The organism is Solirubrobacter soli DSM 22325, from assembly GCF_000423665.1.
Taxonomy (GTDB): domain Bacteria; phylum Actinomycetota; class Thermoleophilia; order Solirubrobacterales; family Solirubrobacteraceae; genus Solirubrobacter; species Solirubrobacter soli.
Genome location: NZ_AUIK01000001.1, coordinates 16055 through 27933, shown reverse-complemented (window position 1 = coordinate 27933; position 11879 = coordinate 16055). Strand labels below are relative to the sequence as shown.

The 11879-nt window shown below is 72.2% G+C and carries 13 protein-coding genes; 6 read left to right on the top strand and 7 right to left on the bottom strand.

Annotated features, from left to right (window positions below; translation table 11 throughout):
- The first annotated feature begins 8 nt into the window (after positions 1 to 8).
- On the top strand, positions 9 to 2231 hold the full coding sequence (locus G569_RS0100140) for a thiamine pyrophosphate-binding protein (RefSeq protein WP_028061901.1): 2223 nt from the start codon (positions 9 to 11) through the stop codon (positions 2229 to 2231).
- Here G569_RS0100140 and G569_RS0100135 read toward each other — a convergent pair.
- Positions 2220 to 3113, bottom strand: coding sequence for an NAD-dependent epimerase/dehydratase family protein (locus G569_RS0100135; RefSeq protein ID WP_028061900.1), 894 nt, complete (start codon positions 3111 to 3113; stop codon positions 2220 to 2222). The two genes, G569_RS0100140 and G569_RS0100135, sit on opposite strands and share 12 nt — an antisense overlap.
- Positions 3110 to 3709, bottom strand: a complete 600-nt coding sequence (locus G569_RS44335; RefSeq protein ID WP_053225631.1) for an NUDIX hydrolase — start codon at positions 3707 to 3709, stop codon at positions 3110 to 3112. Before G569_RS44335 ends, G569_RS0100135 begins: the two co-directional genes overlap by 4 nt.
- A 24-nt stretch (positions 3710 to 3733) precedes the next feature.
- Between G569_RS44335 and rd the strand changes: the two genes are divergently transcribed.
- From rd to G569_RS0100110, 4 genes are read left to right on the top strand one after another with little or no spacing between them, the layout of a single operon-like run.
- Entirely contained in the window at positions 3734 to 3913 is a 180-nt protein-coding gene (gene rd, locus G569_RS0100125) for a rubredoxin (RefSeq protein WP_028061899.1), read from the top strand.
- A gap of 10 nt (positions 3914 to 3923) precedes the next feature.
- The gene (locus tag G569_RS44330) at positions 3924 to 5447 is read left to right on the top strand and encodes a spermidine synthase (protein ID WP_245602324.1); all 1524 of its coding nucleotides are present in this window, start codon (positions 3924 to 3926) and stop codon (positions 5445 to 5447) included.
- A complete protein-coding gene (locus G569_RS0100115) occupies positions 5444 to 6058 on the top strand; it encodes a fused MFS/spermidine synthase (RefSeq protein WP_028061898.1) in 615 nt (204 codons plus the stop codon). The genes G569_RS44330 and G569_RS0100115 overlap by 4 nt, the downstream gene beginning before the upstream one ends.
- Complete coding sequence (locus G569_RS0100110) at positions 5998 to 6738, top strand: 3-keto-5-aminohexanoate cleavage protein (RefSeq protein ID WP_245602322.1); 741 nt, start codon at positions 5998 to 6000, stop codon at positions 6736 to 6738. Before G569_RS0100115 ends, G569_RS0100110 begins: the two co-directional genes overlap by 61 nt.
- Here G569_RS0100110 and G569_RS0100105 read toward each other — a convergent pair.
- From G569_RS0100105 to G569_RS0100090, 4 genes are all read right to left on the bottom strand, one after another.
- A complete protein-coding gene (locus G569_RS0100105) occupies positions 6729 to 6923 on the bottom strand; it encodes a DUF2188 domain-containing protein (protein ID WP_028061896.1) in 195 nt (64 codons plus the stop codon). The two genes, G569_RS0100110 and G569_RS0100105, sit on opposite strands and share 10 nt — an antisense overlap.
- A 141-nt stretch (positions 6924 to 7064) precedes the next feature.
- Entirely contained in the window at positions 7065 to 8297 is a 1233-nt protein-coding gene (locus G569_RS44325; RefSeq protein ID WP_064750234.1) for an aminotransferase class I/II-fold pyridoxal phosphate-dependent enzyme, read from the bottom strand.
- Positions 8298 to 8458: 161 nt separating this feature from the next.
- Positions 8459 to 9223 carry an enoyl-CoA hydratase/isomerase family protein gene (locus G569_RS0100095; RefSeq protein WP_037494116.1) on the bottom strand — a complete coding sequence of 255 codons (765 nt, stop codon included), beginning with the start codon at positions 9221 to 9223 and terminating at the stop codon, positions 8459 to 8461.
- 2 nt (positions 9224 to 9225) lie between these two features.
- Positions 9226 to 9438, bottom strand: a complete 213-nt coding sequence (locus G569_RS0100090) for a biotin/lipoyl-binding carrier protein (protein WP_028061894.1) — start codon at positions 9436 to 9438, stop codon at positions 9226 to 9228.
- A gap of 215 nt (positions 9439 to 9653) precedes the next feature.
- Between G569_RS0100090 and G569_RS44320 the strand changes: the two genes are divergently transcribed.
- Entirely contained in the window at positions 9654 to 10379 is a 726-nt protein-coding gene (locus G569_RS44320; RefSeq protein WP_053225630.1) for a lysophospholipid acyltransferase family protein, read from the top strand.
- Here the strand turns inward: G569_RS44320 and G569_RS0100080 are convergent.
- A complete protein-coding gene (locus tag G569_RS0100080; RefSeq protein ID WP_028061893.1) occupies positions 10346 to 11764 on the bottom strand; it encodes an MFS transporter in 1419 nt (472 codons plus the stop codon). The two genes, G569_RS44320 and G569_RS0100080, sit on opposite strands and share 34 nt — an antisense overlap.
- Between the last annotated feature and the right edge of the window lie 115 nt (positions 11765 to 11879).

The window sequence follows — 11879 nt, the reverse complement described above, 5'->3', positions numbered from 1 at the left end:
CCAGAGCCATGGCGGTGGCCACCGAGCTCGACCTGGAGACCCTCAAGCGCGTCGAGCAGCGGGTGCTGTGGCTGGCCACCAGCATCGTCCACCACGCCAACCGCGTCCGCGAGAACCGCAGCGGCGTGAAGGTGGGCGGGCATCAGGCCTCCAGCGCATCCATGGTGAGCCTGATGACCGCGCTGTACTTCGGCGTCCTCGAGGCGCCGGACCGCGTGTCCGTCAAGCCGCACGCGAGCCCGGTCCTGCACGCGATCAACCACCTGCTCGGCCGCCTCGACCGCAGCTATCTGACGAAGCTGCGCGAGTACGGCGGGCTGCAGTCCTACCCGTCCCGCACGAAGGACCCCGACCCGGTCGACTACTCGACCGGGTCCGTCGGTCTCGGCGCCACCGCGCCGATCTGGGGCGCGCTCGCCCACCGCTACGTCGCGGGGCACTTCGACGTCCCCCGCGGCGGCCGCCAGATCGCCCTGATCGGTGACGCCGAGCTCGACGAGGGCGCCTGCTGGGAGGCGATCGCGGACCCGATGGTCGCCCGGCTCGGCGAGGTGATGTGGGTCGTCGACCTCAACCGGCAGTCGCTGGACCGCGTCGTCCCCGACATCGCCGCCGGCCGCCTCGCCGCGATGTTCGAGGCCGCCGGCTGGCACACGGTGATGGTCAAGTACGGCCCACAGCTCACCAAGCGCCCGGACCTGCGCGCCCGGATCGACGCGATGCCCAACGAGGAGTACCAGCGGCTCCTGCGCGCCGATGCGCAAGAGCTCCGCCGCCGCATCGAGGTCCCCGTCGACGACCTCACCGACCAAGAGCTGCTCGCCACCTTCCGCGACCTCGGCGGCCACGACCTCGCCGCGCTGCTGGACGGCTACCGCCAGGCGGACGAGGTCCGCGATCGCCCGAGCGTCATCTTCGCCTACACGATCAAGGGCTGGTCGCTGCCGACCGAGGGCCACCCGGCCAACCACTCGGCGCTGCTCAACCACGCCCAGTACGCGGAGCTCGCGGCCCGCCTCGACGAGGACCCCGAGGACCCGTTCCGCCCGTTCGCGCCGGGCTCGGCGGAGGAGGAGCTGTGCGAGGTGACGGGTCGCCGCCTCAAGCGCGGCGCCACCCGCGCCGTGCCGTCCCCGAAGGTCCCGAAGGACCTCGGTCGCAAGCACACCGGCAAGGCCTCGACGCAGCAGGCGTTCGGCCGCTTCTTCGTCGACCTCGTGCGCGAGGCGCCTGAGGTCGCCACGCGCGTGGTCACCGTCTCGCCGGACGTGGGCACGTCCACCAACCTCGGCGGCTGGATCAACAAGGCCGGCATCTGGAGCCCCGGCGACCGGATCGACTGGTTCGCCGACGACACCGACACCCTCGTGCGCTGGCGCGAGTCCGATCACGGCCAGCACTTCGAGCTCGGCATCGCCGAGGTCAACCTCGTTGGCCTGCTGGGGGAGCTGGGCGCGACCTGGTCGCGTGACGGGCAGCCGCTGCTGCCGATCGGCACGATCTACGACCCGTTCGTGTCACGAGCCCTCGAGCCGTGGTCCTTCGGCATCTACGCCGGCGGCCAGTCGATCCTCGTCGGCACGCCGTCGGGCGTCACGCTCGGCCCCGAGGGCGGCGCGCACCAGTCGGTGATCACGCCCTCGATCGGCATCGAGCAGCCGGGCTGCGTGTACTACGAGCCCGCGTTCGGCCAGGACTTCGAGTGGTGCTTCCTGCAGGCCATGTCGCAGCTCGGCAAGCCGGGCGGGACGAGTGCGTACTTCCGGCTCTCCACCCGCCCGATCGATCAGTCGCTGCACACCGGCACCCGCGAAGGTGCGCTGGCCGGCGCCTACAAGCTGCGGCCGCACGACGCGCCCGACGTGGTCATCGCCGTCATGGGCGCGCTGGTCCCGGAGGCGATCGCGGCGGCGGACACCCTGACCGAGGACGGCGGCCTGAACGTCGAGGTGGTCTGCATCACCTCCGCCGACCTGCTGTTCCGGTCCTTCCAGGCCCGCTCCGGGCTCGGCGACGGCGACGCGAACACGCTCGAGAAGCTGTTCCGCAAGGGCGTGCCGATCGTCAGCCTGCTCGACGGCCACCCGCACACGCTGTCCTTCCTCGGCTCGCCGATCGCCTGCCTCGGCGTGCAGCGCTTCGGCCAGGCGGGCGACATCGCCGAGCTCTACGAGCACCACCAGATCGACGCCGAGTCGGTCGTCGGCGCCGCGCTCGACCTACTCGGTTAGCGCGCGCAGCGTCTCCTGCGTGGAGTACGCGGGGCGCCACCCGAGCTGCTCGCGCGCCTTCGTCGTGTCCATGATCACGGGCGTGCGGCCCGCGTTCACCCACTGGGCGAGCGTGGGGACGTACGGGAGGTTCGCGCCGATCGCGGCGGGCGCGAGCAGGATGCGCGGGACTCCGAACGCCAGCCGGCCGGTGGCGCGGGCGAGGTCGGACAGCGTGATCGTGCCGTCGCCCGCGAGGTTGTAGGCGCCAGGGGTTCCCGCGCCCTTCGTCGCGGCGAGCAGCGCCTGCGCGACGTCGTCGTGATGGACGAGCTGGAACGGCGTGCCCGGGTCGGGCAGCAGCAGCGGCTTGGGCGGGAGTTGGCGCAGCGGGAGCTTCGCATCCGGCCCGGCGACGATGCACGGGCGCAGGACGTAGGCGTCCGGGAACTCCTCCTCGAGGACCCGCTCGAGCTCGGCCTTCTGGGCGGAGTAGTAGAAGCGCTCGCTGCCGCGGGGCCTGATGTCCTCGGTCAGCGGCTGCGGGTTGTCGGAGTGGAAGCCGTAGGCGGCGACGCTCGACGTGTAGACGAGGCGGTCGACGTGCTTGCAGGCGGCGCGGAAGACGTTCCGCGAACCGGTGAGGTTGACCTGGCGCGTCTCCTCGCGCCCGCCGATGACGATGAACGCGAGGTGCACGAGCACGTGGGCGTCGCGGGCGAGCGCGTTGACGGCCTCGGGGTCGAGCACGTCGCCCTGGCGGTACTCGAGCTTGGTGAGATCGCCCGTGTCGAACGGGCGCCGCGCCATGCCGAGCACGCGGGTGACCTCGCCGTCGCGCTGCAGCGCCCGCAGGAACGCGCGCCCGAGCTCCCCCGTCGGCCCGGTGACGGCGACGATCATTGATCGTCGAGGACGATCCGCGCCGCCTCGCCCTGGCCTTCCACGCGCGGCTGCACGGGGCGGACCTCATGCGTGGCGGCCCACTCGAGCAGCGCGTCGGCGGTGTCGAAGCGGGCGAGCACCTCGAGGTTCTTGATCGTGGGGAAGACCATCAGCAGCTCGCCCGCCTCAGAGCCCTCCAGCGCCCGCTTGGGCTCGAACCAGCGGGCGTCGACGATCTCCTGGCCGTCCGGGATCGCCTCGGCGCCCTCGGGCGCGGGGGCGAGGAAGAAGTAGGTGTCGAAGCGGATCGACACCTCGGGCGGCGTGATCCAGCGCGCGAAGGGGACGAGCGCCGTCGGATCGGGCAGCGCGATCTGCACTTCCTCGGCGACCTCGCGGACCGCGGTCGCCCGCAGGTCCTCGTCGCCGTCGACCGAACCGCCGGGGAAGACCCAGGCGCCGCCCATGAAGCGCGCCTTCGGCGTGCGCTGCCCCATCAGCACCTCGAGCCGCTCCGAACCGCCGCGCAGGACGACCACCGTGGCGGCGAGTCGCGGTGGCGTCGGTTCGCCGCTCTCGTTGAGGATCGTGCCTGGCTCGGGACCTCGCGTCATTGGGGCAGCCTAATATGCGCGCGAATGAGTACCGACACCGGCCGGCAATGGATCTGCGAATCGTGTGGCTTCATCTACGACCCCGCGGAGGGCGACCCCGACGGGGGAATCCCGGCCGGGACGGCGTTCGAGGACATCCCGTCGGACTGGTACTGCCCGGTCTGCGGCGCCCGTAAGGCGGACTTTTCGCCTTACGAAGGCTAGATTTGCGTTTGTGACAGCGCTTCGGTCGAGCGCCGCGAAGGGCCTGGCGCTGCCGCTGGAGACCCTCGTCTTCGCGGTGGGTATGAGCACGCTGGGGGCGGAGATCGCCGCCCAGCGGCTGATGGCGCCGTTCTTCGGGTCCTCGACCGTGATCTGGGCGAACACGATCGCGGTCGTGCTGCTGGCGCTGTCGGTCGGGTACTGGCTGGGCGGGCGGCTGGCGGACCGGCGGCCCGACCCGCGGGCCCTGAACGCGCTGGTCCTGCTGGGGAGCGCGCTGCTGGCGATCGTGCCGTTCATCGCGCACCCGTTCCTCTCGCTGTCGGTGAGCGCGTTCGACGAGCTGAGCGTCGGCGCGTTCACGGCGTCGCTGTTCGGGACCTTGGTCCTGGTGGCGGTGCCGCTGCTGTTGCTGGGGGCGGTATCGCCGTGGGCGACGCGGCTCAAGCTGGAGTCGGTGGAGGAGTCGGGCGTGGTGGCGGGGCGGCTCTACGCGCTCTCGACCGTCGGCTCCTTGATCGGCGTGTTCTTCGTGTCGCTGTGGGCGATCGAGGCGATCGGGACGCAGCGGACGTTCCTCGTCCTCGCCTGCGTTCCGGCCTTGGTCTCCGGGCTGCGACTCGGCGGGCGGTTCGTGATCGTGCCGGTGCTGCTCCTGGCGGCGCTGGCGCTGCCGGTGGGGACGACCAAGCCGGCCGAGGACGGGCGCGTGCTCTACGAGAAGGAGACGCCGTACCAGTACGCGCGGGTGGTCGAGGAGGCCGACGGCACGCGCAAGCTCGAACTCAACGAGGGGCAGGCGATCCACTCGCTGTGGCGGCCGGACACCGTGCTGACGGGCGGCTACTGGGACGGGTTCCTCGTGCTGCCGTTCGCGACGGGCTCGGGGCGGCCGCCGGCGCGGATCGCCGCGTTGGGCACGGCGGGCGGGACGGTGCCGCGGGCGTACGCGCACTACTTCCCGGACACGCGGGTGGACGCCGTCGACATCGACCCGGAGCTGTTCAAGATCGGGCGGAAGTACTTCGGGCTCGAAGCACGGCCGCAGCTGCGGGAGTTCGCCGAGGACGCGCGGCCGTTCCTGCGGTCGACGTCCGAGAAGTACGACTCGATCTTCGTCGACGCGTACCGGCAGCCGTACATCCCGTTCTACCTGACGACGCGGGAGTTCTTCTCGCTCGTCCGGGACCGCTTGAACCCCGGCGGGTCGGTGATCATCAACGTCGGCCATCCCGAGGAGTCGCAGGAGCTCGAGAAGGCGCTGAGCGCGACGCTCGGGAAGGTGTTCGCGCACGTCGCCCGCGATCCGATCCAGAACTTGAACTCGCTCGTCATCGCCTCCGACTCGCAACTGAGCGCCGAGGCGGTGCGCGAGGCGCCGCTGCCGGGCGACCTGACGTCGCTGGCGGCGATCAACGCGGGGCTGATCGCGCCGGCGCTGCGCGGCGGGACGGTCTTCACCGACGACCGCGCGCCGGTCGAGTGGCTGATCGATGCCTCGATCGTCACGTACGCGGCGGAGGGTGGGTCATGAGCGCGGCCGTCGGCGTGCGCAAGGAGCCGTGGGGGTTCCCCGAGGGGATCGTCTTCGTTGCCGGCATCTCGACGCTGGGCGCGGAGATCGCCGCGGCGCGGCTGATCGCGCCCGCCTTCGGGGCGTCGACCGTGGTGTGGGCGAACACGATCGCGATCGTGCTGGTCGCCTTGGCGGGCGGGTACTGGGTCGGCGGGCGGCTCGCGGATCGTCACCCGCACGCCCGCGGGCTGGCGCGGATGGCATTGCTCGGCGCGGCGTTGGTCGCGTTGATCCCGCTGCTGGCGATCCCGCTGCTGAACGTGACCGAGGACTCGCTGGGCGAGTTCTCGGGCTCGCTGTTCGTGCAGATCGTGCTCGTGGCGCCGCCGGTGCTCGTGCTGGGTGCACTGTCGCCGTGGGCGATCCGGCTGCGGATGCGCTCGGTCTCCGCGGCGGGTGACGTGACGGGACGGCTCTACGCGCTCGGCACGGCGGGCGGGCTCGTGGGGAACTTCGCGGCGACGCTCGGGCTGATCCCGTGGGTGGGGACGCGTTGGACGTTCCTGGCGTGCGCGTTGTTGTTGGCTCTGGTCTCGGCTCCGGTGGCATGGTCCTCCAGGCCTGCCTGAACGGCGACCACGAGACGGGCGTCCCGCGCTCGCCGGCCGAGTTGGCGGAGGCGGCGCGGGCGTGCGTGGCCGCGGGCGCGGTCTCGCTGCACGCGCACCCGCGCGACCGCGAGGGACACGAGTCGCTCGATCCCCGCGACATCGCCGCCGCGGTGGTCGCGATGCGCGAGGCCGCCCCGGGTATCGAGATCTCCTTCTCCACCGGCCTGTGGATCACCGGCGGCGACGTCGATGTCCGCGCGCGGATGATCTCCGAGTGGACGGCGACGCCGGACCTGATCTCGCTGAACCTGAGCGAGGAGGGCTGGCGCGAGCTGGCCGACCTCGTCACCGCGCGCGGGATCGGCATCGAGGCGGGTGTGTGGACCGCCCGCGACGCCGAGATCCTCGCCGAGAGCGGCGTCCAGGTGCGGCGCGTGCTCGTCGAGCCGCGCACCGAGAACGCCGACGAGGCCGTCGCGACCGCCCGCGACATCGACGCCGCGCTCGACCGCGTCTTCGTCCGCGCTCCCCGGCTCCACCACGGCGTCGGGCCGGCGACCTGGGCCGTGCTCGACGCGGCGGTCCTGATCGGCCGCGAGATCCGGATCGGGCTCGAGGACGTCCTGACGCTCCCCGACGGGCGCCGCGCTCCCGACAACGCGGCCCTCGTCGTGGAGACGGTCCTGCGTTACGCGTAAGTGATCCTGCGCACCCGGTGATACCGGTCGTGCAGGAACACGGGCGTGTCGTAGCGGCGGGCCTGGTTGAGCGCCGTTTCCTGCGCTTCATCCAGCGTCGCGAACCAGATCGGCCCCGCTGCGGTCGCGATGGTCCACCCACCGGTCGCGGTGTGCGGGACGACGTGGAGCTCTGCGGCGGCCATACCCGGCATTGAATTGCGCCCGCGCGGGATCCAGGTTGGACGCGTGGCCGAGATTCGCGGGCGGGTGTTGGACACACGGTCCGGGCGAAGCGGCGCCGCGGCGAGGCGCGCCAGCGGGCGATCGCGCCTCGCCGCGGGTGGTCAGGCGGCGCGCAGGGCGGGCGATTCGCCGTCGAAGACGTGGGCGGCCGCGACGGGGATGCCGGCCCCCGGGCGGAAGCCCGCCCGCAGGGCCGCGCGGCCCAGCGCGGTGGCCGCGCCGCGCAGCTCCTGGCGGGTGTGGGAGGCCATGGCCGAGAGGCGCACGCGGGCGGTGCCTTCGGGGACGGCGGGTGGGCGGACCGCCTCGGCGAAGACGCCGAGCTCGAGTGCGTGGTCGACGATCCGGCAGGCGAGGTCGGCGTCGCCGACGACGAGCGGGACGACGTGGGCGGCGGCGCCCGACACCTCGAAGCCTTCGCGGGCGAGGCCGTCGCGCAGCGCCTCCGCGTTCGTGCGCAGCTTGTCCACGCGGCGGGGCTGCTCCTCGAGCAGGTCGAGGGCGGCCATCGCGGCGGCGGCGGCCACGGGCGGCAGCGCGGTGGAGTAGAGGAGCGTGCGGGCGGAGTGCACGAGGAAGCGGGCGGTGACGTGGTCGCAGGCGACGAAGCCGCCGTAGGAGCCGAGCGCCTTGCCCAACGTCCCGGTGATGATGTCGACCTCACCCACGAGGCCCGCCTCGGCGACCGCGCCGCGCCCACCGGGGCCGAGGGCGCCGAGGGCGTGCGCCTCGTCGACCAGCACGCGGGCGTCATGGCGGCGGGCGAGCTCGACGATCTCGCGCAGCGGCGCGACGTCGCCGTCCATGCCGAACATCCCGTCGGTGGCGATCAGGGTCGCGCGGCCGTCGCACTGGCGCAGCGTCCAGGCGAGGTGCTCGGCGTCGGCGTGCCGGTAGGCCATCACCTCGGCGCCCGAGAGCCGGCAGCCGTCGACGATCGACGAGTGGCTGAGCTCGTCGTGCAGCACGATCTCACCACGTCGCGCGAGCGCCGCGATCACGCCCATGTTGGCCATCGCGCCGCTGCCGAACAGCAGCGCCGCCCGCCGGCCGGTGAAGGAGGCCAAGCGCTCCTCGAGGCGGCGGTGGAGCGTCATCGTCCCGCTCGACACGCGCGCCGCGCCGGCGCCCACGCCCCAACGCATCGCCGCGTCCGCGGCCGCCTGGCGCACCTTCGGATGGTCCGCGAGCCCGAGCGCGTTCCCGGAGCACAGCAACAGCACCGGCCGCCCGTCCAGCACCACCCGCGGGCCCTGCGGTCCGGAGACCATCCGCATGCGCTGGTGCAGACCGAGCTGATTCAGCTCGTCCAGGCGGTCCTCGAGATCCAGCATCCAGGCTTCCTCCCCTGGGCCGCCGTACGGCCCGGGTATTCGAGTGGGCTCGTTTGCCGGAAGGTACGGGCCGCGCCGGACGGCTCCGCGAAGCGGCCGGGGGCCGCCGGGCGGACGGGCGCGGCGAGGCCGCGCGGGCGCGGCGCCCCCGTCGCGTGCGGTCAGCGCCCTCGCCAGCGCGGCGCGCGCTTCTCGATGAACGCGCGGACGCCCTCGGCGAAGTCGGCCGAGCGGAACGCCTCGTCGCGGAGCGCGTTCACCTCGGCCTCCAGCGCTGGGTCGAGCGGTGGGACGAGGGCCTGCAGGACGCGTTTGTTGCCGCGCACCGAGAGCGGGGACAGCGCGGCGATCTCCGCCGCCAGCGCGACGGCCCGGGCGGCCGGGTCCGACGTGACCTCGTTCACCAGTCCCCAGGAGAGCGCCTCGCCGGACGAGACCGGCCGCGCCGTGAGGAAGAGCTCGCGGGTGCGGGCGGAGCCGATCGCGTCGACGAAGCGACGCAGGCCCGTGGGCGAGTAGACGACGCCGAGCCGCGCGGGTGGCATCCCCAACCGGGCTTTCGGGGCACAGATCCGCAGGTCGCACGCGACCGCCAGCTCGAGCCCGCCCCCGAACGCGTGCCCGCCCAGAGCGGCGACGACCGGGACCGGGACGGCGTCCAGAGCGGCGAGCGCCGCCTCGAACGGATGCGTCAGCAGCTCCGCCGCCTCCTCGGCCAGGTGGTCGGTCGAGAGGTCGGCGATGTCGTAGCCCGCCGAGAAGACGCTGCCCTCACCGGTGAGCACGACGCACCGCGCGTCCACCGCACCGAAGGCCGAGACCAGCCCGTCGAGCACGCCCCGGTCGAGCGCGTTGCGCTTGGCCGGGTTGGCGATCGTCACCCGCGCGACGCCGTCGGCCGGGGCGTCGACGACCACCGAGCCCATGGCTAGGAGAGGACGACGAGGACGTCGCCCTCCTGCACGGATTGGCCCTCCGCGACGAGGATCTCGGCGACGGTGCCGTCGTCCTCGGACTCGATCGGCATCTCCATCTTCATCGACTCGAGGATCACGACGACGTCTCCCTCGGTGATCTCGTCCCCGACGGCCACCTCGATCTTCCAGACGGTGCCCGTGATGTTTGCTTCGACGTTGGCCACGAACCGCACGATATAGACACCCGGTCGACGGTTGCCCCACCTATTGCGTACACGTAGTCGATACGTGTTGACGCGCTCCATCGGCACCATTCACATCGCTGTACGTCGCGACCTCTCCTCCCGCGGCGGACGGCGAACCGGCGATAGGAAGCGGCGGGCGGGACTCCTGGACGACCCGCCCGCCGCTACCCGCCGCTTGGGCATACTTTCCCCTAATGAGCCAGCCCGATCTCGTCGAGATCAAGGAATCGGCGTATAAGGACCCGCGCCCCGCGGAGGCCTTCGACCGCTTCCACCGGCGCACGCGCACGCACCGGCCGAACTTCGTCTACGAGGTCGTCCGGATCCTGATGAGCCTGATGGCGTGGATCTTCTTCCGCGCGCGCAACCACAACCCGGAGCGGGTCCCGGCGACAGGGCCCGTGATCCTCGCGCCGAATCACTTCAGCTTCCTGGATCACTTCTTCCTCGGCGTGGCGCTGCGGCGCAAGGTCCACTTCATGGCCAAGTCGCAGCTGTTCAAGCCGCCGATGGAGAAGGTCTTCTCGCCGGGCGGCGTCTTCCCGGTCAGACGCGGCTTCGCCGACGAGGAGGCGTTCGTCACCGCGGTCACCGTGCTCGACCGCGGCGACACGATGGCCATGTACGCCGAAGGCGGCCGCTCCCGCACCGGGGAGCTCTCGACCAAGCCCCGCCGCGGAATCGGCCGCCTTGCGCTGCTCAGCGGCGCTCCCATCGTGCCGGTCGCGATCGTCGGGTCCTCCCACGTCCGCAACTGGAAGCGCCTGCAGTTCCCGAAGGTCACCGTCTACTACGGCGAGCCCTTCGCCTACGAACGCGTCGATGCGCCGACGCGCGACCAGGAGCAGGCCGCGGCCGACGCCATCTTCGCCGAGGTTCGCGCGCTCTACGACAAGGCCACCGCCGGCTCGGCGACCTGAGCCTCCGAGGTGCGGACATTGCCCGGCACCAGCAGGGCGATCAGCGCGCCCGCGGCCAGCACCGCCGCGCCCACCCACGCCGCGCTCGTCAGGCCGTCGGTGAAGGCCTGCGGCGACGCGTAGGAGCCGTTGGCGGCGAAGACGCTCGCCAGCACGGCGACGCCCAGCGTCCCGCCGATCTCGCGGATCGCGTTCGTCGCGCCTGAGGCCTGACCGGCCTCCTCCGGGCGGACGGCCTTCAGGACGGCGTTGGCGGTCGGCGCGAAGACCAGCGCCATGCCCGTGCCGGCGAGGATGAACGGGAGCACGAGCGTGCTGTAGGCGACGGTCGGGGTCGAGACGTCGGCCAGCCAGCCGATCGCGATCGCCTGCAGCGCCAGGCCCGTGACCATCAACGGCCGCGAGCCGATCCGGTCGGACAGGATGCCCGCGATCGGGGCGACGAACATCGGCATCGCGGTCCACGGGAGCGTGCGCAGGCCGGCCTCCAGCGGGGACATGTGCTGGGTGACCTGGAAGAACTGGGCGAGCAGGAAGATCGAGCCGAAGACGCCGAAGTACATGGCGAACGAGACGCCATTGGAGGCGGAGAAGGCGCGGCTGCGGAAGAAGCGCATCGGCAGCATCGGGGCGCTGGAGCGCAGCTCCCAGGCGACGAAGGCGGCGAGGAGCGTGACGCCGGCGACGAGCGAGCCGAGCACCGTGGTCGAGGTCCAGCCGAGCTCGGCACCGCGGACGATGCCGTAGACGATGCCGAGCAGGCCGGCGCCGCCGAGGACCAGGCCGCCGATGTCGAGGCGGTCGGACGGGCCATAGGACTCGGTCAGCTTGCGGTAGGCGAGTGGGGCGAGGACCAGGCCGGTGGGCACGTTCAGCCAGAAGATCCAGTGCCAGGAGATGCCGTCGACGACGGCGCCGCCGACGAGCGGGCCGAGCGCGACGCCGAGACCGGAGATGCCGGACCATGCGCCGAGGGCGAGGCCGCGCTTCTCAGGCGGGAACGCGGTCGAGAGCAGCGTGAGCGTGAGCGGGGTCACGATCGCCGCGCCTGCACCCTGCAGCGCGCGCGCCGCGATCAGCGCGTCGGTCGAGGGCGCCAGCGCCGCGAGGGCGGACGCGCCGGTGAAGATCCCGAGCCCGATGACGAACATGCGCCGGCGGCCGAACCGATCGCCGAGCGCGGCGCCGGTGAGCAGCAGGACGGCGAAGGACAGCGTGTAGGCGTTGACCGTCCATTCGAGGGCCTCGAGCCCGCCGCCCAGCTCGGCGCGGATCGAGGGCAGGGCCGTCGTGACGACGAGGTTGTCGAGCACGACCATGAAGAGCGCGACCGAGACGATCGCGAACGTCCAGAGCGGACGGATGCGAGACGTGGAGGAGGACATAGAAGTGAGTGTGCACTCACTTCCTTCCTCCGTCAAGCGCGAATCGAGCGCCTGCGCGCCAAGCTAGTGGTGACTCACTACCAACCCCTCTTCGACCTAAACCCCACCTAAGGTG